Raw genomic sequence first — 24349 nt, forward strand, 5'->3', positions numbered from 1 at the left:
TCGCCATGAGTCGTGAAGCCCTGCAGGAATCGCTGTCCGCGGTGATGGATAACGAAGCGGATGAACTGGAGTTGCGGCGTGTGCTCGCTTCCAGCGGCGATGAGGAGCTGCGTTCCACCTGGTCCCGTTACCAGATCGCCCGTGCCGTGATGCACAAGGAACTGATCGAGCCGCGCCTCGACATCGCCGCTGCGGTTTCCGCCGCGCTGGCCGATGAAGCGTTGCCCGCTCAGCCCGTTCGCGGTCCCTGGCGCAACCTTGGCCGCCTGGCCGTCGCCGCTTCGGTGACCCTGGCCGTGCTGGCAGGTGTGCGCATGTACAACCAGGACGAGGTGGGCACGCAGCAACTGGCCCAGCAAGGCGCATCGCAGCCGGTGATCAGTGCACCGCAGGCGAGCCAGGGCACCGTCCTGGCCGGCTACAGCACCGATTCGCAAGGCGTGCGTCCGCCGCTGTCCGGTGCCGCGCAAGCGACGTCCGGCTGGCATGACCAGCGTCTGCCGGCGTACCTGCGCCAGCATGCGCAGCAGGCTGCCATGAGTGGGACCGACAGTGCGCTGCCCTACGCACGTGCTGCCAGTCTGGAAAGCCGCTAAGGAGAAACATGCGCGCATTTCCACTCTTCGTACTGCTCGGCGGCGGATGGCTGGCTCAGGCCGCCCACGCCGCCGATGCGCAGGATTGGCTGAAGCGACTCGCTGATGCCGAACAGCGGCAGAATTTCCAGGGCACTTTCGTCTACGAGCGAAGTGGCAGCTTTTCCACCCATCAGGTCTGGCATCGCGTCGATGCCGCCGGCAAGGTGCGTGAAAGGCTTCAGCAGCTCGATGGCCCCGCCCAGGAAATCCTCCGCGTGGATGGACGCACCGAATGCGTGAGTGGCGCGCTTTCCGACCAGATGGACGATGGCCAGGTCTGGCCGGTCCGCGACCTCGATGCCGCCCAGATCGCCAAGTCCTATGACATGAGCGTGGTGGGCGAATCGCGGGTTGCGGGGCGACAGGCAATCGTTCTGTCGCTCAATCCTCGTGATCAGCATCGCTATGGCTTCGAGTTGCACCTGGACCGGGAGACCGGCCTGCCGCTCAAGTCGCTGCTGCTCAATGAGAAGGGCATGCTGCTGGAGCGTTTCCAGTTCACCCAGATCGATACATCCCAGGTTCCGGGTGATGCCGTGCTTCAGGCAGGGCAGGATTGCAAGCCTGTGCGCTTCGCTGAGGCGCCGAAGACCCTGGCTAACAACTGGCGCTCCGACTGGCTGCCCGAGGGCTTCACCCTCACCAGCGCCATCCAGCGGCAGAGCCCCGTATCGGCCGATCCAGTGGCCTGCCTGCTCTATGGCGACGGCCTGGCGCGCTTCTCGGTCTTCCTCGAGCCCTTGCATGGTGCACCGGTGGAAGACGTTCGCGTCGAGCTCGGCCCGACCGTGGCCGTGTCCCGCCGGCTCGGCACCAGCGACGGTGACGTGATGGTCACTGTGGTGGGTGAGATCCCCGTGGGAACTGCCGAGCGTATCGCGTTGTCTATGCGTACGGCTGGAACCGCATCCCCCCAGGCAGCTCAGTGAATTGAGCGATGCCGTGGGCGGAGCGGCCATGACCACGGCGACCCGCTGGGCGTCGTGGGCTGATCGTTCCTCGGCGACGGTTCCAGCAGAAGAATTCCTATTGTGTTATCTCGGGCTGGGGGCGACCCCCGGCCCGAATTGCGTTTGCCCGCCAGGCCGGTCGGCCCGCGCCGGGTTCACATTCCTCGTTTCATGACGGGAGCTGTATGTCGATGCTAAGCATGAAATCCTGCCTGTCCGCGTTCGCGGCGGTGCTGCTGCTCGGTCAAACCTTTGTCGCGCATGCCGAATTGCCCGACTTCACGCCGCTGGTGGAGGAGGCCTCCCCGGCGGTCGTCAACATCAGTACCCGGCAGAAGCTGCCCTCGCGTGCGGTCGCCGGTAACCAGGCGATGCCCGATCTGGAAGGCCTGCCGCCCATGCTCCGTGAGTTCTTCGAGCGTAGCATGCCGCAGGTTCCGCGCAGCCCGGGGGGCGGTCGCCAGCGCGAGGCGCAGTCCCTGGGTTCGGGCTTCATCATCTCCAAGGATGGCTACGTCCTGACCAACAACCATGTGGTGGCGGATGCCGATGAAATCATCGTGCGCCTGTCCGACCGCAGCGAGCTGGAAGCCAAGCTGATCGGTGCCGATGCGCGTACCGACGTGGCTCTGCTCAAGGTCGAAGGCAAGGATCTCCCCATCGTCAAGCTCGGCAAGTCCGACGCGCTGAAGGTCGGCAGCTGGGTGCTGGCCATTGGCTCGCCCTTCGGCTTCGACCATTCGGTGACCGCCGGCATCGTCAGCGCCAAGGGGCGCAGCCTGCCGAACGAGAACTACGTGCCCTTCATCCAGACCGACGTGGCCATCAACCCGGGTAACTCCGGCGGCCCGCTGTTCAATCTGGATGGCGAGGTGGTGGGTATCAACTCGCAGATCTTCACCCGCTCCGGCGGCTTCATGGGCCTGTCCTTCGCCATCCCGATCGACGTCGCCATGAGCGTGGCCGACCAGCTCAAGGCCGAAGGCAAGGTCAGCCGTGGCTGGCTCGGTGTGGTGATCCAGGAAGTGAACAAGGACCTGGCCGAATCCTTCGGTCTCGACAAGCCGGCCGGTGCTCTCGTGGCCCAGGTGCTGGACGATGGTCCCGCAGCCAAGGGTGGCCTGCAGGTCGGTGACGTGATCCTCAGCATGAACGGCCAGCCGATCGTCATGTCCGCCGACCTGCCACATCTGGTCGGGGCTCTCAAGCCCGGCAGCAAGATCGACCTCGATGTCGTTCGCGAAGGCTCCCGCAAGAACCTGTCGCTGACCATCGGCTCGCTGCCGGAAGACGGTGAGGAAGTCACCTCCACCGGTGCTCCGCAGGGTGCCGAGCGCAGCAGCAATCGCCTGGGCGTACTGGTCGCCGAGCTGTCCAACGAGCAGAAGAAGAGCCTCGACATCAAGGGCGGTGTGGTGATCAAGGAAGTTCAGGATGGCCCGGCAGCCCTCATGGGCCTGCGCCCGGGTGATGTGATCAGCCACCTGAACAACCAGTCCATCGATTCGGTGCAGACCTTCGCCAAGGTGGCCAAGGAACTGCCGAAGAATCGTTCCGTGTCCATGCGCGTGTTGCGCCAGGGACGCGCCAGCTTCATCACCTTCAAGCTTTCGGAATAATCCGATGCACTGAAAAAGGGCGACCAGGGTCGCCCTTTTTCATGCCCGCGCTCCGCCATGCGGGCGTGACGCCTGAGTCGCCTATCAGGTAAACTCCCCGGCTATTTTTCGGCAAGCAACCGGCTTGCGGCTTTTTTCGAGTGTCGACCCTGTGAGTGACCTGAGTCATATCCGCAATTTTTCGATCATCGCCCACATCGACCATGGCAAGTCGACCCTGGCCGACCGCTTCATCCAGATGTGTGGCGGCCTGTCCGACCGCGAGATGGAGGCCCAGGTCCTGGACTCCATGGACCTGGAACGTGAACGCGGCATCACCATCAAGGCCCATAGCGTCACCCTGCACTACAAGTCGCAGGACGGTAAGACCTACCAGCTGAACTTCATCGATACCCCCGGGCACGTCGACTTCACCTATGAAGTCAGCCGCTCGCTGGCCGCCTGCGAAGGTGCGCTGCTGGTGGTGGATGCCGGCCAGGGTGTCGAGGCGCAATCGGTCGCCAACTGCTACACCGCCATCGAGCAGGGCCTGGAAGTCATGCCCGTGCTGAACAAGATGGACCTGCCCCAGGCCGAGCCGGAGCGGGTCAAGGAAGAGATCGAGCACATCATCGGCATCGACGCCACGGACGCCGTGCCCTGCAGCGCCAAGAGCGGCATGGGCGTGATCGACGTGCTCGAGCAACTGGTCAAGGTCATTCCCGCGCCCGAAGGCGAGATCGAGGCGCCGCTGCAGGCGCTGATCATCGACTCCTGGTTCGACAACTACCTGGGTGTGGTCTCCCTGGTACGGGTCAAGCACGGCCGGGTGAAGAAGGGCGACAAGATCCTGGTCAAGTCCACCGGCAAGCTCCACCAGGTGGACAGCGTCGGTGTATTCACCCCCAAGCACACCGAAATGGCTGATCTCAAGGCCGGCGAAGTGGGCTTCATCATCGCCGGCATCAAGGACATCCTCGGTGCCCCGGTCGGTGACACCCTGACCCTCTCCAACACCCCGGACGTCGACGTGCTGCCGGGCTTCCAGCGCATCAAGCCGCAGGTCTATGCCGGCCTGTTCCCGGTCAGTTCCGACGACTTCGAGGACTTCCGCGAAGCGCTGCAGAAACTGACCCTGAACGATGCCGCGCTGCAGTACGAGCCGGAAAGCTCCGAAGCCCTGGGCTTCGGCTTCCGCATCGGCTTCCTCGGCATGCTGCACATGGAGATCATCCAGGAGCGCCTGGAGCGCGAATACGACCTGGACCTGATCACCACCGCGCCGACGGTAATCTTCGAGGTGGTGCTGAAGACCGGTGAGACGATCTACGTCGACAACCCGTCCAAGCTGCCCGACCTCTCGCTCGTCGAGGAAATGCGCGAACCCATCGTGCGCGCCAATATCCTCGTGCCCCAGGAGCACCTGGGCAACGTCATCACCCTGTGCATCGAGAAGCGTGGCGTACAGCGTGACATGCAATTCCTCAGCAGCCAGGTTCAGGTTTGCTACGACCTGCCGATGAACGAAGTGGTGCTCGATTTCTTCGACCGCCTGAAGTCGGTGAGCCGCGGCTACGCGTCGCTGGACTACAGCTTCGACCGCTTCCAGTCGGCCAACCTGGTCAAGCTGGACGTGTTGATCAACGGCGAGAAGGTCGACGCGCTGGCGCTGATCGTGCACCGTGACCAGGCCCACTACAAAGGCCGTGCGTTGACCGAGAAGATGAAGGAACTGATCCCACGGCAGATGTTCGACGTGGCGATCCAGGCGGCGATCGGTGGTCAGATCGTTGCACGTACTACCGTAAAGGCGCTCAGGAAGAACGTTCTGGCCAAATGCTACGGCGGCGACGTCAGCCGTAAGAAGAAGCTGCTGGAGAAGCAGAAGGCCGGTAAGAAAAGGATGAAGCAGGTCGGCAGTGTGGAAATTCCACAGGAAGCCTTCCTCGCAGTGCTCAAAGTGGATAGCTAGGGTCTATGTCGATCAATTTCCCGCTCTTGTTGGTTATCGCCGTGGCTGTCTGCGGCGTACTCGCGCTCATCGATCTGGTTCTGCTGGCTCCGCGCCGGCGCTCTGCGATTGCCGCCTACGAGGGGCAAGTCGGCGAGCCCGACCCCGAGGTGGTGGAAAAGCTCGACAAGGAGCCCTTGCTGGTGGAATACGGCAAGTCTTTCTTCCCGGTGCTGGCCATCGTGCTGGTGCTGCGGTCGTTCCTGGTCGAGCCCTTCCAGATTCCCTCCGGCTCGATGAAACCGACCCTGGAAGTGGGCGATTTTATCTTGGTCAACAAGTTCGCCTATGGCATTCGCCTGCCGGTGGTGGACAGCAAGGTGATCGAGGTCGGTGACCCGCAGCGCGGTGATGTCATGGTGTTCCGCTACCCCAGCGACCCGAACATCAACTACATCAAGCGCGTGATCGGCCTGCCGGGTGATCGCATCGCCTACAGCAGCGACAAGCGCCTGACGGTCAACGGCGAGCAGGTAGCCGAGAAACTGATCGGCGACGAGCCGGGCACCCTGGGAAGCTCCCGTCTGTACGAGGAGAAGCTGGGCGCCGCCGAGCACCTCATCCGCAAGGAAATGAAGCGCTACCGCATGGAGCCGGGCAAGGAGTGGGTGGTGCCGCAAGGGCATTACTTCATGATGGGCGACAACCGCGACAACTCGAACGACAGTCGCTACTGGAACGACCCGAACATTCCCAAGGACCTGCTCGGCATGGTTCCGGATCGCAACATCGTCGGCAAGGCGTTCGCCGTATGGATGAGCTGGCCGGACCCGAAGATGAACAACCTGCCGAACTTCTCCCGCGTGGGCCTCATTCACTGACGGCCCCCGACTTTCGCTTTTGCGGCGCTGTTCAATGCAGCGCCGCCCGCTATATATAGTCTTGCAGGGGGCCATCCGGCCCACACAACTACACTGACATTGAGGTCATCATGACGTTTGCGCACTCGCAGAGGGGCTTGTCGATACTGGGCTGGCTGATTGCCCTGGCCGTCGTTGCGTTCCTGGCCAGTACGGCCTTCAAGTTCATCCCGCACTATATGGATTACTACGCACTTGAGAAAATGATCAAGGCGGTGGAAAACGAGAAAGCTCAGGGCATCTCCACCCCAGCTGATTTCATCAGCCACTTGAACAGGGGGATGCAGGTCAACAGTATCCGCGACATCGATCTGAGCAAGGCTCTTCAGGTCCGGGTCGAGAATAATGACTTCCATGTTGCGCTGAAGTACGAAAAACGCGAGCCGCTGATTGGTAACCTCGATCTGGTGGTGCACTTCGACAAAGAATTCCGTGTGCGGGTCCCGTGAGCGTATCCCTTAGCCGCCTCGAGCGTCAGCTCGGTCACACCTTCCAGGACCAGGGTCTGATGACCCTGGCCCTGACCCACCGCAGTTTCGCCGGGCGCAATAACGAGCGCCTGGAGTTCCTCGGTGATGCCATTCTCAACTTCGTTGCCGGCGAGGCGCTCTACGAGCGTTTCCCCCAGGCCCGCGAAGGTCAGCTTTCACGCCTGCGTGCCCGCCTGGTCAAGGGTGAAACCCTGGCCCTGCTGGCCCGTGGCTTCGAGTTGGGCGAGTACCTGCGCCTGGGCTCCGGCGAGCTGAAAAGCGGCGGTTTCCGTCGCGAGTCGATCCTGGCCGATGCGCTGGAAGCGCTGATCGGTGCCATCTACCTCGATGCCGGCATGGAGCGCGCCCGTGAGCGCGTCCTCGCCTGGCTGCACAACGAGCTGGAAGGCCTGACCCTGGTCGACACCAACAAGGACCCGAAAACCCGCCTGCAGGAATTCCTCCAGTCGCGGGCCTGCGAACTGCCCCGCTATGAAGTGGTGGATATCCAGGGCGAACCCCATTGCCGCACCTTCTTCGTCGAGTGCGAGATCGCCCTGCTGAATGACAAGACCCGTGGCCAGGGTGCCAGCCGACGCATCGCCGAACAGGTGGCGGCGGCAGCAGCACTGGTGGCTTTGGGCGTGGAGAACGGCCATGACTGATACCAATACCCAGCGCTGTGGCTATGTCGCCATCGTCGGCCGCCCCAATGTGGGCAAATCGACGCTGCTCAACCACATCCTCGGGCAGAAGCTGGCGATCACCTCGCGCAAGCCGCAGACCACCCGCCACAACATGCTCGGCATCAAGACCGAGGGTGATGTCCAGGCCGTCTATGTCGACACCCCCGGCCTGCACAAGAACAACGAGAAAGCGCTCAATCGCTACATGAACAAGACCGCCTCGGCCGCCCTCAAGGACGTCGACGTGGTGATTTTCGTGGTCGACCGCAACCGCTGGACCGACGAGGACCAACTGGTGCTCGAGCGCGTCCAATACGTTCAGGGCCCGGTGATCCTGGCCATCAACAAGACCGACCGCCTGGACGACAAGGCCGACCTGATGCCGCACCTGGCCTGGCTCCAGGAGCAGCTGCCCAAGGCCGAAGTGGTGCCGATCTCCGCCCAGCAGGGGCACAACCTCGACACCCTGGAGCGCCTGGTCGCCGAGCGCCTGCCCGAGGGCGAGCACTTCTTCCCGGAAGACCAGATCACCGACCGCAGCAGCCGCTTCCTCGCCGCCGAGCTGGTGCGCGAGAAGATCATGCGCCAGCTCGGTGCCGAACTTCCCTACCAGATCACCGTCGAGATCGAGGAGTTCAAGCAGGAAGGCCGCATCCTCCATATCCATGCATTGATCCTGGTGGAGCGCGACGGGCAGAAGAAGATCATCATTGGCGACGGTGGCGAGCGCATCAAGCGTATCGGCCAGGAAGCCCGCAAGGACATGGAAGTGCTGTTCGACTCCAAGGTCATGCTCAACCTCTGGGTCAAGGTGAAGGGTGGCTGGTCGGACGACGAGCGCGCCCTGCGTTCCCTGGGCTACAACGACCAGTAACCGATGCAGACCAGTGCGCAACCGGCCTTCGTACTGCACAGCAGGGCCTACCGCGAAAGCAGCGCGCTGGTGGATTTCCTCACCCCGGAAGGGCGCCTTCGCGCTGTCATGCGTGGAGCGCGGGGCAAGGCCGGCACTTTGGTCCGGCCCTTCGTGCCGCTGGAAGCCGAATTCCGCGGCCGTGGTGAGCTGAAGAACGTGGGGCGCCTGGAAAGCGCCGGTATCCCCCACTTCCTCACCGGTGAGGCGCTGTTCAGCGGCCTCTACCTCAATGAACTGACCATCCGCCTGCTGCCGGCCGAAGCGCCGCACCCCGCGCTGTTCGAGCATTACGCCGCCACCCTCCAGGCCCTGGCCGGCGGCCGGCCGCTGGAGCCGCTGCTGCGCGCTTTCGAATGGCGGCTGCTGGACGAGCTGGGCTATGGTTTCGCCCTGGACATCGACCTCCACGGCACGCCCATCGCCGCCAGCGGCATCTACCGCCTGTTGCCCGATGCCGGCCTCGAGCCCGTTGGCCAACTGCAGCCCGGCCTGTTCCAGGGCGCCGAACTGCTGGCCCTGGCCGAGGCCGATTGGAGCGCCCCCGGTGCCCTCGCTGCGGCCAAGCGCCTGATGCGCCAGGCCTTGGCACCCCATCTCGGCGGCAGGCCCCTGGCCAGCCGCGAACTCTTCATGACACTCAAGGAACCCTCCCGTGACTGAAGCCAACCGTGTTCTGCTCGGCGTCAACATCGACCACGTCGCCACCCTGCGCCAGGCCCGTGGCACCCGCTACCCGGACCCGGTCAAGGCCGCCCTGGACGCGGAGGAGGCGGGTGCCGACGGCATCACCGTGCATCTGCGCGAGGATCGCCGGCATATCCAGGAGCGTGACGTGCGCGTGCTCAAGGAGGTCATGCAGACCCGCATGAACTTCGAGATGGGTGTCACCGAGGAGATGCTCGCCTTCGCCGAGGAGATCCGCCCCGAACACGTCTGCCTGGTGCCGGAAACCCGCCAGGAACTGACCACCGAAGGCGGCCTCGACGTCGCCGGTCAGGAAGCGCGGATCAAGGCCGCGGTCGAGCGCCTGGCGCGCCTGGGCAGCGAAGTGTCCCTGTTCATCGATGCCGACCCGGCGCAGATCGAAGCCTCCCACCGCGTCGGCGCCCCCGCCATCGAACTGCACACCGGCCGCTACGCCGACGCCCACACCCTGGAAGAAGCCGCCCGAGAGCTGCAGCGCATCCGCGAAGGCGTCGCCCTCGGCCTCAAGCTCGGCCTGGTGGTCAACGCCGGCCACGGCCTGCACTACCACAACGTCGAACCGGTGGCCGCCATCCCCGGCATCAATGAGTTGAATATCGGTCACGCCCTGGTCGCCCACGCGCTGTTTGTCGGTTTCAAGCAGGCGGTGGTGGAGATGAAGGGGTTGATTCAAGCGGCAAGCGGCAAGCTTCAAGCCGCAAGATAAGAGCGCAGCTGTGCCCGGACGGAGCTTCGTCTAGCCCATGTAGGGAGAGGAGGGCGGCGCTCCGCGAACGGAGCGAAACCCAGGCGGTCGAGGTTCGACATGACTCCGAAATGGTGGACCGGTGAAGCGTGGTCCACCCTACGCCCAGGCTGCGAAAGCAGATAAGCCCAGGTGTTGACGCTCTCCGCCGATCCCCCAGGCTCTTGCAGCTTGCAGCTTGCAGCTTGCAGCTTGCAGCTTGCAGCTTGCAGCTTGCAGCTGCTTTAAGGCTTCCTCGCCACCATCACCGCTCGAGCCGGGGCGGGGAGGCCTTCGATGGTGCGGCTGTGGTCGGCCGGGTCGAGGAATTCGGGCAGGGACTGGTAGCGCATCCACTCGGTGCTGCGCTGTTCCTCGACGCTGGTGACGCTGACGTCCACGCAGCGCACGTCGACGAATCCGGCGCGGCGCAGCCACAGCTCCAGCGCCGGCACCGACGGCAGGAACCACACGTTGCGCATCTGCGCGTAGCGGTCCTCGGGCACCAGCACCTGCTGGGCGTCGCCTTCCACCACCAGGGTCTCCAGCACCAGCTCGCCGCCGCGCAGCAGGCAGTCCTTGAGGTCGAACAGGTGGTCGATGGGCGAACGGCGGTGGTAGAGCACGCCCATGGAAAACACCGTGTCGAAGCCTTCCAGCTTCGCCGGCAGTTCTTCCAGGGCCAGGGGCAGGTGCCAGGCGGGGAGGTCCGGCAGGTAGCGCTTCATGGCCAGGAACTGGCAGAAGAACAGCCAGTTCGGGTCGATGCCCACCACGCTGTCGGCACCGGCGCCCAGCATGCGCCACTGGTAGTAGCCGTTGCCGCAGCCGACATCCAGCACGCGCTTGCCGCGCAGGTCGAGGTGCGGCGAGACCCGCGCCCATTTCCAGTCCGAGCGCCACTCGGTGTCGACGTGCACGCCGAACAGCTCGAAGGGCCCCTTGCGCCAGGGGATCAGCCCCATCAGGGCGTCCTTGAGTGCGGTGCGGGTGGTTTCGTCGCAATTGCCGTCGAGGGCGAAGCGTTGTGCCAGTTCCACGTGGGTTGGCGTGATCGGCGGCAGGGCGTCCACCGCCGCGCCCCAGCGCTGCAGGTCGCCGTGACCGATGGCCAGCTTGGCGTCGAGCTGGCCGGGCAGGTCGGCAGCCCAATCCTGCAAGGGGGTGCCCATGAGCCTTTGCTGCAGGGCGTCGAGGTCGAGGGTACGGATCATGGCAGGGCGATCAGCGAGGCAAAGTTGAGGCACTGGAACCAGGGCACCACGCGGGAGAAGCCGGCCGCCAGCAGGCGCTCGCGGTGTTCCTCCAGGCTGTCGGGGCGCATCACGTTCTCCAGGGCGCTGCGTTTCTGGGCGATCTCCAGTTCGCTGTAGCCGTTGGCGCGCTTGAAGTCGATGTGCAAGTCGGTAAGCAGCTCATGCTCCGCGGCATCGGTGAAGCGCAGCTTCTCCGAAAGAATCAATGCACCACCGGGCAGCAACGCCTGGTGGATGCGCGCCAGCAGGGGCTGGCGTTCCTCGCGGGCGACGAACTGCAGGGTGAAGTTCATCGCCACCAGCGAGGTCGGCTGGAATTCCAGGGCGAGGATATCCGCCTCCAGCACCTCCACCGGCAGCAGCTCCTGGTACATGGAGTCCTGGGCATGCAGGTATTCGCGGCAGCGTTCCACCATGGCGGCAGAGTTATCCACAGCCAGCACCCGGCAGCCATCGGTGCGCACATGGCGGCGCAGGGCCTGGGTCACCGCGCCAAGGGAGGCGCCCAGGTCGTACAGGTGGGTGTTGGGCTGGGCGAAACGGGCGGCCAGCACACCGATGTTCTCGACGATGGTCGGGTAGCCCGGCACCGAGCGCTTGATCATGTCCGGGAACACCTTGACCACGTCCTCGTTGAACGCGAAGTCGGAGACTTGAGCCTGGGGCGTGGCATAGATGCGGTCGGGGTTGTGCTTCACGGGCCGGTACCAGCTGTTGGAAAGGCCGGCATTCTAGCCAAGACCGCGCCCGGCCAGAATCCCGGCGTGCCGATCGGTCGAAAATCAGCGTCGCCCGTGCAGCACCGCCGAGGCGACTATGCCCAGTTGCCCGAGCCAGTAGGTGAGCATGATGGCCAGCCCCGCCATCTCGAAGGGCGCGACGAAGCGGTTGATCCCCAGCAGGCTGTCGGACACCACGAAGCACAGCGCACCGGCGGCCGCGACCCGTACCGACCGGCGGCCCGGTTCGCTGGCGCCGAGGCGGGCGAGGGCACGCCAGAGCATGGTGCTGATGGTCAGTGCATAGAGCGCCACCGGCACCAGCAGGCCACCGCTGGCCAGCACCGCGAACATGCCGATGCCGAACAGGGCCGCCGCCAACAGGGCCAGGGGCGCCAGGCGCCGGGTATCCGCCAGGTAGGCACCGATATAGGCCAGGTGCCCGAGCAGGAAGGCGCCCAGGCCGAAGACGAAGAAGTCCGGCGACCACTGCAACAGTACGTCGCCGGCCAGGCACAGCAGCAGCCCCAGCGCCACCCAGCGTCGATAGCGGCCGGGCGGGGCGCTTTGCAGCAGCCAGGCGAGCAGGGCGAGGATGGGCACCGGCTTGGTCCAGAAACACAGCGTATCCAGGTCGGCGGCGTCGCCGTACAGGTAGGCGATAGCACCGATCAGCCCGATCAACAGCCACTGCATGCAAGGTTCTCCATCGTTGTCCATCCGGGCCGCGCGGCGGCCTGCCAGCGGGCCTTCCGGCCCTGGGCTACTCTGCGCAACGGCGGTATCGCGCTCCAGGCGGGAAACGTCAGGGGCAGTCGCCGATTGCGCCGCTAGACTGAAAGGGAACCCGCACGAGGACAAGGACGCGATGAAGACGGTTACCCGTTTACAGGCCGGTTTCCTGCTGGCGATCGGCATGCTGGTACTGAACATCCTGCTGCCCATGGCCACCACCCGCTGGGTCGGCAGCGCCGAGCGTGAGCTGGAGCGCCACGAGCACACCGGGCGCGAGCTGGCCGACATCCTCTCGTCGCTCAAGGATGGCGAGACCGGCCAGCGTGGTTTCGCCCTGACCGGCCGTGATGATTACCTCACCCCGCTGTACCAGGGCTACGGCGATGTCGATCAGGACATGGCGCGCTTCAAGGTGACGCTGGCCAACGATGAGCTGTTCGACGACCTACAGCTGCTGGTCGGGCTGCTCGCCGAGCAGCGCACCTTCTTTGGCCGGGTCATCGAGGCGCGCCGCACCGAGGGGCTGGTCGCCGCCAGCGACCTGGTCAGCACCGGCAAGGGCAAGCAACTGATGGACGCCATCCGCCTGCGCATCGGCGAGATGCAGGGCGTGGTCGACCAGCGCGTGCTGCTGGCCAAGCAGGAGATCGACTGGCGCGGCTGGGCCGGCCTGGCGCTGCTGGGGCTGATCACCCTGCTGGACCTGCTGGTGATCGCCCTGTTGTTCCACTTCACCTTTCGCATGTTGCGCGAGGGCAACGACGCCCGCGCTTCCCAGAATCTGCTCAGCGAGCAGCTCAGCCTCGGCATGCAGCGGGTCGAGTTGCGCAACCACCAGATATCGCTGCTCAGCCGCATGGCCGGAGCACTGCATTCGGTCAACCAGTTCGATGAGTGCTTCGGCATCATCACCCGCTTCGCCGCCCAGCTGTTCCCCCAGAGCGACGGCTGCCTCTACCTCTATCACCCCTCACGTGACGTGCTTGAAGATGCCGGACACTGGGGCAGCTCGCCGGGTGGCAGCGTCGAGCTGTTCGAGCCCGACGACTGCTGGGCGATCCGCCGTGGCCAGAGCCACCTGGTGCTGGACGTGAACAAGGACCTGGTCTGCCCGCACCTGCATGAAAGTCCGTTGGCAGCCAATGGCTCGCTCTGCGTGCCGCTCATGGCCCAGGGCGACCCGCTGGGGGTGATGACGCTGTGCGGCGGCGGTGCCGACCTGGAGCTGGCCGAAGCCTTCGCCGAACAGGTGTCCCTGGGGGTGGCCAACCTCAGCCTGCGCGAGAGCCTGCGGCAGCAGTCGGTGGTGGATGCCCTGACCGGCCTGCACAACCGCCGCTTTCTCGACGAAACCCTGCGCCGCGAGCTGCTGCGCGCCAGCCGCAAGCAGTCACCGGTGATCGTGGTATTGCTGGATGTGGATCACTTCAAGCGCTTCAACGACACCTTCGGCCACGAGGCGGGGGACCTGGTGCTGCGCCACCTGGCCCTGGAAATGAAGCGCCATGTGCGCTCCAGCGACCTGGCCTGCCGCTACGGGGGCGAGGAGTTCGCCCTGGTGATGCCGGAAATCAGCCTGGAGGACGCCATGGAGCGCTGCGAGGCTCTGCGCCTCGGGGTCACCCGGCTGCAGATCCGCTACGGCGGCCAGCCCCTGGGGCCGATCGCCATCTCCCTGGGCCTGGCCTGCTTCCCCGCCGATGGCGAGAGCGCCGATGTGTTGCTGCATGCCGCCGACAGCGCGCTGTACCAGGCCAAGCGCGCCGGCCGTAACCAGCTGTGCCTGTACCAGGGCATACGCGGCCAGCACAGCATCGCCGCCGAGTCCCAGGCCCCGTAGGTTGGCGCCGAGCGCAGCGAGGCCCAACACAGCGCTTCACGAGGAGAAAGGAAGGGGGGGTTAGACCTGCGTATCAGTCGACGCTGACCTTGCAATCGAAGGTCTGCTCCGGCGCCACGTCGGCTTCCCAGGGGCGCTGGTAGACCAGCAGCAGCCGGCCTTCGCCGCTCTGCGCGGCATTGAAGCGCCAGGTGGACTCACCGGCGCCACCCACCAATCCGGCTTCCTCGGGGGTGTCGTAGACCTCCGGGCCGAGGCTGCGCAGCACGCCCGGCGCGGCGTCCTTCACCACCCAGCGGAACCCGGTGGTGGGGTTGCTCGGCAGGGTCAGGACCAGCAACTGGCCCTTGTCCAGTTCGATCGGGCAACTGCTCTGTTTCTGCACCACCAGGCTGGTGGATTCATGGGCGCAGGCGGCCAGCAGCATCAGGGCGGCGGGCAGCAGCAGGCGGGGAAGGCGGGCAGGATTCATGGACGGCTCCATCGTTCAGGGGCCGGTGCAGCATATCCGCTGCATCAGCCCCTGGGTAGGCGCCGCAGGCGTCAGGCGAACAGCACCTTGGCGACGTCGGAGAAGCGCCGGGCGAAATGCACCGTCATGCCGTCGCGCAGGTAATCCGGCAGTTCCTCGTAGGAGCCACGGTTGGCCTCCGGGAGGATCAGCTCGAAGATCTTCTGTCGCCGCGCGGCGATCACCTTCTCGCGCACCCCGCCAATGGGCAGCACCTGGCCGGTGAGGGTCAGCTCGCCGGTCATGGCCACGCCCTTCTTCGGTGCCTGGTCGCGGGCCAGGGAGAGCAGGGCGCTGGCCATGGTGATGCCGGCGCTGGGGCCATCCTTGGGCGTAGCGCCCTCCGGCACATGGAGGTGGACGAAGGCCTGGTCGAAGAACCCGGCATCGCCGCCGTACTTCTTCAGGTTCGAGCTGATGTAGCTGTAGGCGATCTCGGCCGACTCTTTCATCACATCCCCCAGCTGGCCGGTGAGCTTGAAGCCGCGGTTCAGCGTGTGGATGCGCGTCGCCTCGATCGGCAGGGTGGCGCCGCCCATGCTGGTCCAGGCCAGGCCGGTGATCACGCCGGTGCCGGAGAGCAGTTGCTCCTTGCGGAACGGCGGGGTGCCGAGGAAGGGCTCGAGGTCCTTCTGCGCAACCTTGATCTTCGCGGTGGGGTCTTCGAGCATTTTCACCACCGACTTGCGGATGATCTTGCCCAGTTGCTTCTCCAGCTGGCGCACCCCGGCCTCGCGGGCATAGCCCTCGATCACCGAGGTCAGCGCGCCATCAGTGATCGACAGGCGCTCCTTGGGCACCCCGGTGCGCTCCAGCAGGCGTGGCCACAGGTGGCGTTTGGCGATGGCGTGCTTCTCCTCGGTGATGTAGCCGGAGAGGCGGATCACCTCCATGCGGTCCAGCAGCGGCCCGGGGATGGAATCCAGGGTGTTGGCCGTGCACACGAACAGCACCTTGGACAGGTCCATGCGCAGGTCCAGGTAGTGGTCGAGGAATTCGACGTTCTGCTCCGGGTCCAGCGTCTCCAGCAGCGCCGAGGCCGGGTCGCCCTGGTAGCTGGCGCCGAGCTTGTCGATCTCGTCGAGCATGATCACCGGGTTCATCACCTCCACGTCCTTCAGCGCCTGCACCAGCTTGCCGGGCAGGGCGCCGATGTAGGTGCGGCGGTGGCCCTTGATCTCGGCCTCATCACGCATGCCGCCGACGCTGAAGCGGTAGAAGGGGCGCCCCAGGGATTCGGCGATGGACTTGCCGATGCTGGTCTTGCCCACGCCGGGCGGCCCCACCAGCAGCACGATGGAGCCGGCGATCTCGCCCTTGAAGGCACCCACCGCAAGGAATTCGAGGATGCGGTTCTTGATGTCGTCCAGCCCCGCGTGGTGCTTGTCGAGCACCTTGCGCGCATGGGCGAGGTCGAGCTTGTCCTTGCCGTATACGCCCCAGGGCACGCTGGTGGCCCAGTCCAGGTAGTTGCGGGTCACCGCGTATTCCGGCGAGCCGGTCTCCAGGATCGACAGCTTGTTCAGCTCTTCGTCGATGCGCTTCTTCGCCTGCTCCGGCAGCACCTTGCCCTGCAGGCGCTGGGTGAACTGCTCGGCGTCGGCGCTGCGGTCATCCTTGGTGATGCCCAGCTCCTGCTGGATGATCTTCAGCTGCTCCTTGAGGAAGAACTCGCGCTGGTGCTGGCCGATCTTGCGGTTCACCTCGGCGGAGAGCTCGCTCTGCAGGCGGGCCACCTCCACTTCCTTGCGCAGCAGCGGCAGCACCTTCTCCATGCGCTTGAGCACCGGCACCGTGTCCAGCACCTCCTGCAGCTCCTTGGCCGGTGCACTGGTCAGGGCGGCGGCGAAGTCGGTGAGCGGCGACGGGTCGTTGGGGCTGAAGCGGTTGAGATAGTTCTTCAGCTCCTCGCTGTACAGCGGGTTGAGCGGCAGCAGCTCCTTGATCGCGTTGATCAGTGCCATGCCGTAGGCCTTCACCTCATCGCGCTGGTCGCTGGGGTTCTGCGGGTAGTCCACCTCCACCAGGTAGGGCGGGCGATGGCGCTTGAGCCAGCCGCGGATGCGCACCCGCGACAGGCCCTGGGCAACGAACTGCAGCTTGCCGCCTTCACGGCTGGCATGGTGCACGCGCACCAGGGTGCCGTGCTCGGGCAGGGTCGACGGGTCGAAATGGCGCGGGTCTTCCGGCGGGTTCTCCATGAAGAACAGCGCCAGGCAGTGGTGCTCGGTCTTGGACACCAGCTCCAGGGTTTCGGCCCAAGGCTCCTCGTTGACGATCACCGGCAGCACCTGGGCCGGGAAGAAGGGGCGGTTATGGATCGGGATGATGTACACCTTGTCCGGCAGGGTCTGGCCGGGCAGGACGAGGCCTGTGCTGTGCGGGCCGGTCGCTTCTTCGACGAGATCGGCGTGGATGTCCTGATCGCTCATTGGGCACCTGGTAGCTGGGTTCGTAGGGGCTGAAGGTTGGGCATGTGAGGCAGATGGGGCTGTGCCACGGGCTTTTCAAGCGTGGCTGCCAGGGCTGTGCTGCCGGGCGGTGCTGGGCAACAGCTGGCCATTTGCCTAAAATGTGCAAATTCTGACCACGACCCGCCATGCTAGTTGCCCGCCTTCTGCGCCTCGATGAACAGGCCCACGCCCATGCCCACGATCATCACCAACTGGTGATGTCGCTGTCCGGCCGCGCGGAATTCGAAGTGGGCGGCCGGGGCGGCGAGGTCTGCCGCATGCGCGCCTGCCTGGTGCCGGGGGATGCCGAGCATCAGTTCGCCGGCATGGGCGAGAACCGGATGCTGATCCTCGACCTCGACGAGCAGGGCACCAGCAGCGAAGACCGCGAGCTCCTCGCGCGCCTGTTCGAAACCCCGCGCTACCCCGAGCTGGATGCCGATTTCCAGAACCTCCTGAGCTACGCCGGCGCCGAGCTGGCGCGCTATGGCAGCGACCAGATCCTCGCCCGCTCCCTGGGCGGCGTGCTGCTGCGGGCCCTGCACCTGCGCCTGTTCGGCGACCAGCCCCGGCGCCCGGCCGGCGGCCTGGACCTGGAGCCCCTGGATGCACACATCCTGCAGAACCTGTCGCGGCGCATCAGCGTTGCCGAACTGGCGCAGATCGCCTGCCTCAGCCCCAGCCACTTCCACGCCCTGTTCAAGGGCAGCGTCGGCCTCAGCCCCCACCAGTACCTGCTCAAGACCCGCCTTGACCGCGCTGCCCGCCTGCTGCGCGAGAGCGACCTGGCCCTGGTGCGCATCGCCGAGGAATGCGGATTCTCCAGCCAGAGCGCGCTGACCAACGCCATGCGTCGCTACCTCGGCCTCACCCCCCGCCGGCTGCGCAGCGGCCACTGAAGGCGGTTGCAGCCGCTCGGCATGCACGTCTGACGATCGGCAGCTAATCTGCATTGCTAATGGTTTATGCAGGCCAGGGACGCGGCATCCGAGCCGGCACCCACCGGCCGTCGACAGGGTGGACGACATGCTGCGTATGCTTCCAAAGGCCCCGGGGGTGGGCCTGGTCGGGCTGTTGTGGTGCTTCACGGGCGGGCTTTCCGCCGCCACGCTGCAGGGTGAGATAGTCGACGCCGAAGGCCAGCCGCTGGGCAATGCGGTGATCAGCCTCAAGGGGCCGGCGGGGAGTGCGCCTGCCCCCGACAAGGGCGTGATGGACCAGCGCGAAAAGCAGTTCTCGCCCTATGTGCTGGCCGTGCGCACCGGCACCGCGGTGACCTTCCCCAACAGCGACAACATCCGCCACCACGTCTACTCCTTCTCGCCGGCCAAGCGCTTCGAACTGCGCCTCTACCAGGGCACGCCCGCCGAGCCCGTGGTGTTCGACAAGCCCGGCGTGGTGGTGCTCGGCTGCAACATCCACGACTGGATGCTCGGCTACGTCTACATCACCGACGACCCCTTCTTCGCCGTCAGTGACGACGCCGGCCGCCTCAGCCTCGACCTGCCGCCCGGCCGCTACGGCGTCAGCCTGTGGCATCCCCAGGTGGCCAACATGCTGCCGGTGGCGGCGGGGGAGATCGACATCCCGGCTGCCGGGCAACGGCAGCGCTTCCCCCTGACGCTGCAGGCGCCGCCCGCCGTGCAGCCCCACGCGCCGGCGGGCAAGGGTTTCGGCGATGCATTCGAGAAGGCTGCGGGTGAAGCTCAGTAGCAGCTTCCAGGCGCGGATCGCCTGCGTCCTGATCCTCCTCCTGCTGGTGGTGATCGGCGCCCTCTACTTCGCCGTCAAGGCCGCCACCGGTGCCGCTGTCCAGGCCCAGGCCCGCGAGGAACTGGATATCGGCGGCCGCGTCTTCGAGCGCCTGCTGGAGCTGCGCGGTCGCCAGTTGCACGACGCGGTGCAGGTGCTGGCGGCGGACTTCGGCTTCAAGGAAGCGGTGGCCAGCGGCGACGAGGAAACCATCCGCTCCGCCCTGGGCAACTCCGGCGCGCGGATCAATGCCGGTGCGGTGATGCTGCTGAGCATGGACGGCAAGCTGCAGGTCTCCACTGCCGAGCGGGTCGGGGGCGACTCCACCGCACGCCTCGCCGAACTGATGCAGGAGCACCAGCGCAACGGCGGCCAGGGCCTGCTGCAGCCCATCGATGACGACATCTACCTGCTGGTCGAGGCCAACGTCACCGCGCCCATCCCCATCGCCCGCGTGGTCATGGGCTTCCGCCTGGACGCCGATTTCGCCAGCGAGATGCGCGCACTTACCCATCTGGACATGAGCCTGGTGGCGGTGCAGGCGGGCAAGCCGGATATCTGGCTCAGTACCCTGCCCGGCAACCTCGAAGAGGAGTTGCGGGGCGAGATCAAGGCCGGCGACGGCAATATTCTTCATGTCGGTAACCAGCGCTACATGGACCGCCGCCTGGTGCTATCGCGCGGGACGGACTACCAGGTGCTGCTGCTCCTGCACAAATCCCTGGAGCAGGCCCAGCAGGCCTTCGCGCCGCTGGACCGGGACATCCTGCTGATCGCCCTCTGCGCATTGCTTGGCTCCCTGGCCGGCGCGCTGCTGCTGGCCCGCAGCGTGTCGCAACCGGTTCGCGCACTGGCCTCGGCCGCCCGGCGCATCGGTGAGGGCGACTACCAGAGCGCCATCGAGCTGGACCGCTCCGACGAACTGGGGCAACTGGCCGGCGCCATCAACCGCATGCGCGACGACATCGCCGAGCGTGAGCGGCAGCTCGCCCACAATGCCTTGCACGACAGCCTCACCGGCCTGCCTAACCGCACCCTGGCGCTGGAGCGCCTGGGCAGCGCCATCACCGCCGAGCGGCCCACCGCGCTGCTGTACCTGGGCATCGGCAACTTCCGCTCGGTCAACGAAACTTGCGGCCCCGGCGGCGGCGACCTCGCCCTGCAGCAGATCGGCCGGCGCCTGCAGGCCACCCTGCGCCCCGGCGACAGCCTGGCGCGGTTGATCGCCGACGAATTTCTCCTGCTGCTCGAAAGCACCGATAGCGACAGCGCGGTGGCCGCAGCGGACAAGCTCCAGCAACTGCTGCTTAAGCCGCTGCGCATCGGCAGCCTCGATGTCGCCGTCGAGTCTCGCATCGGCATCGCCTGCTACCCCGCCGACGGCAGCACCCCGGACGAACTGCTGCGCCGCGCCGGCATCGCCATGCAGGACGCGGCCCAGGCGCCCGGCCACCTGCAGCTCTACCAGCAGGGCCGCGACGACGCCCAGCAGCGCCAGGTGGTGTTGATCCGCGACCTGCGCCACGCCGCCGCACGGGGCGAACTGCTGCTGCATTACCAGCCCAAGCTGGACATCGCCGAGGGCCGGGTGCTCCAGGCCGAGGCGCTGCTGCGCTGGCAGCACCCGCAGTTCGGCATGGTCTCGCCCGGCGAATTCATCCCCCTGGCCGAGCGCACCGGCAGCATCCAGTCGCTCACCGCCTGGGTCATCGAAGACGTGCTGCGCCAACTGCAGGATTGGACCGGGCGTGGGCTGCGCCTGCAGGTCTCGCTGAACATCTCCGCCGACGACCTGATGGGCCGCGCCCTGGTGGAGCGCATGCGTGGCCTGTTACGGCGCTTCCGGGTGCACCCCGACCAGCTGAATTTCGAAATCACCGAAAGCGCGGTGATGCAGGACCCGGCCCAGGCGCTGCAGGTGCTCAACGGCCTGCGCGACCTGGGCATCAGCCTCTCGGTGGACGATTTCGGCACCGGCTACTCCTCCCTCGCCCAGCTGAAAAGCATGCCGGTGCAGGAGCTGAAGATCGACCAGTCCTTCATCCGCGAGCTGGACGAAACCAGCGAAGACGCGGTGATCGTCCGCTCCACCATCGACATGAGCCACAGCCTCGGGCTCAAGGTGGTCGCCGAGGGCGTCGAGCATGCCCACAGCCTGCGCCTGCTGGAACGCTGGCGCTGCGACACCGCCCAGGGCTACCTGATCAGCCGACCCCTGGCGGCCGGTGCGTTTGAAGCCTGGATCGCCCAACCACTCCGTTCCCCCATCGCCGCAGTGCACTGACCATGAACCGACGCCTCGCCCTGCTCATCGCCCTGTCCCTGCCCGCCACCGCGCTCGCCGATGAGGGCCGCCTGCTGGCCACGGGCGGTGCCACCAACATCGAAGGGTCTGCCGGTGGCGGCATCACGCCCTGGGCGGTGCTGGCCGGGTACGGCGAGAGGGGCGAGTGGGGCGCCACGGCCTTCACCACCCGCGTCGAAACCGGTGACTACCGCCTCGATGCCGCCGGTGTGGCTGCCTCCTGGGACAACCGCGTGGAACTCTCCTACGCCCGCCAGCGCTTCGACCTCGGCACCCTGGCCCGTGACCTGTCGCTGCCGGAAAACACCCTCAGCCAGGACGTGGTGGGGCTCAAGGTGCGGCTGTTCGGCGACCTTATCTACGACCAGCTGCCGCAGGTGACCCTGGGCGTGCAATACAAGCGGCAGAAGGATTTCCTCATCCCCTCCCTGGTCGGCGCCCAGCGCGACGAGGACACCGAGGGCTACCTCGCCGTCAGTCGCCTGATCCTCGGTGGCGCCTTCGGCTACAACCTGCTGCTCAACGGCGGGCTGCGCTACAGCCGGGCCAACGAGCTGGGCCTGCTGGGCTTCGGCGGTGACCGCCGCGACCAACGCTCGGTGCTCAAGGAGGGCTCCATCGCCGTGCTGCCCAATCGCCACTGGGCCATAGGGGTGGAATACCGGGAGAAGCCCGACAACCTCAACTTCGCCGGCGAAAGCGATTGGGCGGACCTGTTCGTCGGCTACTTCCCCAACAAGCACCTGTCGGTGGTGCTGGCCTATGCGCGCCTCGGCGAGATCGCCACCCTCGACAACCAGGACGGCGTCTACCTGTCCGTGCAGGGGAGCTTCTGACATGCGCCGCCTGATCCTCCTCGCCACCCTGGCCCTGGCCGCCTGTGCCCAGCAGCCGCCGAAGGACGACAGCCTCTACCAGGACCTGGGCGGCAAGCCCGGCATCACCCGCATCGTCGAAGGCATGCTGCTGAACATCGCCAAGGACGAGCGCATCGTCGAACACTTCCGCAAGATCGACATCGAGCGCCTGCGCGACAAGCTGGTGGAGCAGTTCTGCGTCGAGGCCGGCGGCCCCTGCACCTACACCGGCGACAGCATGGAAGAAAGCCATAAGGGCCAGCAGCTCACCGAGAGCGATTTCAATGCCCTGGTGGAAGACCTGCAGGACGCCATGGACGCCGAAGGCATCTCCAGCCGTACCCAGAACCGCTTGCTCGCACGCCTCGCGCCGATGCGCGGTCAGGTCATCCACAAGTAGCATTGCAGAGCGGCGGTTGCACCTGCTGGTGCAACCGGGTTGCACGTCTTGTCGGACAGTCGGAGGATTTCGCAATAACTCCGGAGCTTTTCGAAAGAAAAGGGCGCCACCGCTCTCTACATTCCGCTGTCCCTTTCGCGCGTACGGGTCGACACTTGATCAGGCGGCGAATCGATATGGCCAGACCGGACCAGGAAGACCAGGTGCAGTCCGGGTGGCTTGGCGTCTCGTCCTGAGGCGAGGCATGACGCCTGAGCACCGATGACGGGCAGAGGTTGCACCCCAAGGGTTGCGCCGGGCCCGCAAACCAATCGGTAATTGCCACGAGCAACTGCCAAATGCCAACCAGAGAGATGCGAAATACCCGTCGCACCTCCATAACAACAAACGACAGGGGAGACCCCCAATGAGTATGAGCAACCCGATGCTGATCACCTTCGTGATCTATATCGCTGCCATGGTGCTGATCGGCTTCGCGGCCTATCGCTCCACCAACAACCTTTCCGACTACATCCTCGGTGGCCGCAGCCTCGGCAGCTTCGTCACCGCACTGTCCGCTGGCGCTTCCGACATGAGCGGCTGGCTGCTGATGGGCCTCCCGGGCGCCATCTACCTCTCCGGCCTGTCGGAAAGCTGGATCGCCATCGGCCTGATCATCGGTGCCTACCTCAACTGGTTGTGGGTTGCCGGCCGTCTGCGCGTGCAGACCGAGCACAACGGCAATGCCCTGACCCTGCCGGACTACTTCACCAACCGCTTCGAAGACGACAGCCGCATACTGCGCATCTTCTCGGCCCTGGTGATCCTGGTGTTCTTCACCATCTACTGCGCCTCCGGCATCGTCGCCGGTGCCCGTCTGTTCGAGAGCACCTTCGGCCTCTCCTACGAGACCGCCCTCTGGGCCGGCGCCGCCGCCACCATCGCCTACACCTTCGTCGGTGGCTTCCTGGCGGTGAGCTGGACCGACACCGTGCAGGCCTCGCTGATGATCTTCGCCCTGATCCTCACCCCCATCGTGGTGATGCTGGCCACCGGCGGCGTGGACACCACCTTCCTCGCCATCGAGGCGCAGAACCCGAGCAACTTCGACATGCTCAAGGGCGCGTCCTTCATCGGCGTGATCTCGCTGCTGGCCTGGGGCCTGGGTTACTTCGGCCAGCCGCACATCCTGGCGCGCTTCATGGCCGCCGATTCGGTCAAGTCGATCCCGGCCGCCCGCCGCATCTCCATGACCTGGATGATCCTCTGCCTCGGCGGCGCCGTGGCCGTGGGCTTCTTCGGCATCGCCTACTTCTCGGCTCACCCCGAGCTGGCCGGCCCGGTCACCGAGAACCCCGAGCGCGTGTTCATCGAGCTGGCCAAGCTGCTGTTCAACCCCTGGGTTGCCGGCGTGCTGCTGTCCGCCATCCTCGCCGCCGTGATGTCCACCCTCAGCTGCCAGCTGCTGGTGTGCTCCAGCGCCCTGACCGAAGACTTCTACAAGGCCTTCTTCCGCAAGAATGCCAGCCAGGTCGAACTGGTCTGGGTCGGCCGCGCCATGGTGCTGCTGGTGGCCGTGGTCTCGATCCTCATCGCCGCCAACCCCGAGAGCAAGGTCCTGGGCCTGGTGTCCTACGCCTGGGCCGGCTTCGGTGCTGCCTTCGGCCCCGTGGTCATCCTCTCCCTGCTGTGGAAGGGCATGACCCGCAACGGCGCCCTGGCCGGCATGATCCTCGGTGCCGTCACCGTGGTGCTGTGGAAGCAGTTCTTCGGCTGGACCGGCCTGTACGAAATCATCCCGGGCTTCATCCTCGCCACCCTCGGCATCCTGATCTTCAGCCGCATCGGCAACGGCCCGTCCGCTGCCATGGTCAAGCGCTTCGACGAAGCCGAGCAGGAATACCAGGACGCCCACGTCTGATGATCTGACCACCCGGGCCGCAGAGCCCGCGCGGTAAACAGTTTGATAGTGCTTCAACGGCCC

At 65.8% G+C, this 24349-nt stretch carries 22 protein-coding genes; 17 read left to right on the top strand and 5 right to left on the bottom strand.

The features are described from left to right. The first annotated feature begins 5 nt into the window (after positions 1-5). The 10 genes from OEJ36_RS24080 to pdxJ all read left to right on the top strand — a co-directional run bounded on the left by OEJ36_RS24080 (position 6) and on the right by pdxJ (position 9540). Positions 6-596, top strand: a complete 591-nt coding sequence (locus OEJ36_RS24080; RefSeq protein ID WP_021221242.1) for a sigma-E factor negative regulatory protein — start codon at positions 6-8, stop codon at positions 594-596. A gap of 8 nt (positions 597-604) precedes the next feature. Continuing rightward, entirely contained in the window at positions 605-1567 is a 963-nt protein-coding gene (locus tag OEJ36_RS24085; RefSeq protein ID WP_263403667.1) for a MucB/RseB C-terminal domain-containing protein, read from the top strand. A gap of 212 nt (positions 1568-1779) precedes the next feature. Continuing rightward, positions 1780-3207: a DegQ family serine endoprotease gene (locus tag OEJ36_RS24090; RefSeq protein WP_037022080.1), complete on the top strand. Its 1428-nt coding sequence runs from the start codon at positions 1780-1782 to the stop codon at positions 3205-3207. A gap of 151 nt (positions 3208-3358) precedes the next feature. Beyond that, a complete protein-coding gene (gene lepA / locus OEJ36_RS24095; RefSeq protein WP_021221239.1) occupies positions 3359-5158 on the top strand; it encodes a translation elongation factor 4 in 1800 nt (599 codons plus the stop codon). Between the two features lie 5 nt (positions 5159-5163). Beyond that, the gene (gene lepB / locus OEJ36_RS24100; RefSeq protein WP_021221238.1) at positions 5164-6018 is read left to right on the top strand and encodes a signal peptidase I; all 855 of its coding nucleotides are present in this window, start codon (positions 5164-5166) and stop codon (positions 6016-6018) included. A 110-nt stretch (positions 6019-6128) separates the two neighbouring features. Further along, complete coding sequence (locus tag OEJ36_RS24105) at positions 6129-6506, top strand: DUF4845 domain-containing protein (RefSeq protein ID WP_263403668.1); 378 nt, start codon at positions 6129-6131, stop codon at positions 6504-6506. Further along, positions 6503-7192 carry a ribonuclease III gene (rnc, locus tag OEJ36_RS24110; RefSeq protein WP_031288390.1) on the top strand — a complete coding sequence of 230 codons (690 nt, stop codon included), beginning with the start codon at positions 6503-6505 and terminating at the stop codon, positions 7190-7192. The genes OEJ36_RS24105 and rnc overlap by 4 nt, the downstream gene beginning before the upstream one ends. Then, positions 7185-8087, top strand: a complete 903-nt coding sequence (era, locus tag OEJ36_RS24115; RefSeq protein ID WP_021221235.1) for a GTPase Era — start codon at positions 7185-7187, stop codon at positions 8085-8087. The genes rnc and era overlap by 8 nt, the downstream gene beginning before the upstream one ends. 3 nt (positions 8088-8090) lie before the next feature. Then, the gene (recO, locus tag OEJ36_RS24120; RefSeq protein WP_043245193.1) at positions 8091-8789 is read left to right on the top strand and encodes a DNA repair protein RecO; all 699 of its coding nucleotides are present in this window, start codon (positions 8091-8093) and stop codon (positions 8787-8789) included. Further along, positions 8782-9540, top strand: a complete 759-nt coding sequence (gene pdxJ, locus OEJ36_RS24125) for a pyridoxine 5'-phosphate synthase (protein ID WP_263403669.1) — start codon at positions 8782-8784, stop codon at positions 9538-9540. The genes recO and pdxJ overlap by 8 nt, the downstream gene beginning before the upstream one ends. A 263-nt stretch (positions 9541-9803) precedes the next feature. Here pdxJ and cmoB read toward each other — a convergent pair whose 3' ends face one another. From cmoB to OEJ36_RS24140, 3 genes are all read right to left on the bottom strand, one after another. Continuing rightward, the gene (cmoB, locus tag OEJ36_RS24130; RefSeq protein WP_263403670.1) at positions 9804-10772 is read right to left on the bottom strand and encodes a tRNA 5-methoxyuridine(34)/uridine 5-oxyacetic acid(34) synthase CmoB; all 969 of its coding nucleotides are present in this window, start codon (positions 10770-10772) and stop codon (positions 9804-9806) included. Continuing rightward, a complete protein-coding gene (cmoA, locus tag OEJ36_RS24135; RefSeq protein ID WP_184487806.1) occupies positions 10769-11512 on the bottom strand; it encodes a carboxy-S-adenosyl-L-methionine synthase CmoA in 744 nt (247 codons plus the stop codon). Before cmoA ends, cmoB begins: the two co-directional genes overlap by 4 nt. An 84-nt stretch (positions 11513-11596) precedes the next feature. Then, positions 11597-12229: a lysoplasmalogenase gene (locus OEJ36_RS24140; RefSeq protein WP_263403671.1), complete on the bottom strand. Its 633-nt coding sequence runs from the start codon at positions 12227-12229 to the stop codon at positions 11597-11599. 172 nt (positions 12230-12401) lie between these two features. On the opposite strand from OEJ36_RS24140, the gene OEJ36_RS24145 reads away from it, so the two are divergent. After that, entirely contained in the window at positions 12402-14108 is a 1707-nt protein-coding gene (locus OEJ36_RS24145) for a diguanylate cyclase (protein WP_263403672.1), read from the top strand. 73 nt (positions 14109-14181) lie between these two features. Here the strand turns inward: OEJ36_RS24145 and OEJ36_RS24150 are convergent, their stop codons facing one another. Both OEJ36_RS24150 and lon read right to left on the bottom strand, forming a co-directional pair. Continuing rightward, on the bottom strand, positions 14182-14580 hold the full coding sequence (locus tag OEJ36_RS24150; RefSeq protein WP_263403673.1) for a protease inhibitor I42 family protein: 399 nt from the start codon (positions 14578-14580) through the stop codon (positions 14182-14184). A gap of 71 nt (positions 14581-14651) precedes the next feature. Beyond that, positions 14652-17051, bottom strand: a complete 2400-nt coding sequence (gene lon, locus OEJ36_RS24155) for an endopeptidase La (protein WP_021222107.1) — start codon at positions 17049-17051, stop codon at positions 14652-14654. Between the two features lie 167 nt (positions 17052-17218). Here lon and OEJ36_RS24160 point away from each other — a divergent pair, with 167 nt between their 5' ends. From OEJ36_RS24160 to putP, 6 genes are all read left to right on the top strand, one after another. Next, positions 17219-17971 (top strand): AraC family transcriptional regulator, encoded by a 753-nt coding sequence (locus OEJ36_RS24160; RefSeq protein WP_263403674.1) that lies wholly within the window; start codon positions 17219-17221, stop codon positions 17969-17971. Between the two features lie 127 nt (positions 17972-18098). Further along, positions 18099-18785: a methylamine utilization protein gene (locus OEJ36_RS24165; protein WP_263403675.1), complete on the top strand. Its 687-nt coding sequence runs from the start codon at positions 18099-18101 to the stop codon at positions 18783-18785. After that, entirely contained in the window at positions 18772-21108 is a 2337-nt protein-coding gene (locus OEJ36_RS24170) for a putative bifunctional diguanylate cyclase/phosphodiesterase (protein WP_263403676.1), read from the top strand. Before OEJ36_RS24165 ends, OEJ36_RS24170 begins: the two co-directional genes overlap by 14 nt. 2 nt (positions 21109-21110) lie before the next feature. Further along, positions 21111-21965 (top strand): DUF3034 family protein, encoded by an 855-nt coding sequence (locus OEJ36_RS24175; protein WP_263403677.1) that lies wholly within the window; start codon positions 21111-21113, stop codon positions 21963-21965. A 1-nt stretch (position 21966) separates the two neighbouring features. After that, the gene (locus OEJ36_RS24180) at positions 21967-22386 is read left to right on the top strand and encodes a group I truncated hemoglobin (protein WP_263403678.1); all 420 of its coding nucleotides are present in this window, start codon (positions 21967-21969) and stop codon (positions 22384-22386) included. 406 nt (positions 22387-22792) lie between these two features. Next, entirely contained in the window at positions 22793-24286 is a 1494-nt protein-coding gene (gene putP / locus OEJ36_RS24185) for a sodium/proline symporter PutP (protein WP_263403679.1), read from the top strand. The last annotated feature ends 63 nt before the right edge of the window (positions 24287-24349 follow it).

The organism is Pseudomonas sp. PDM13, assembly GCF_025685765.1.
In the GTDB taxonomy this organism is placed as follows: Bacteria; Pseudomonadota; Gammaproteobacteria; order Pseudomonadales; family Pseudomonadaceae; genus Metapseudomonas; species Metapseudomonas solani.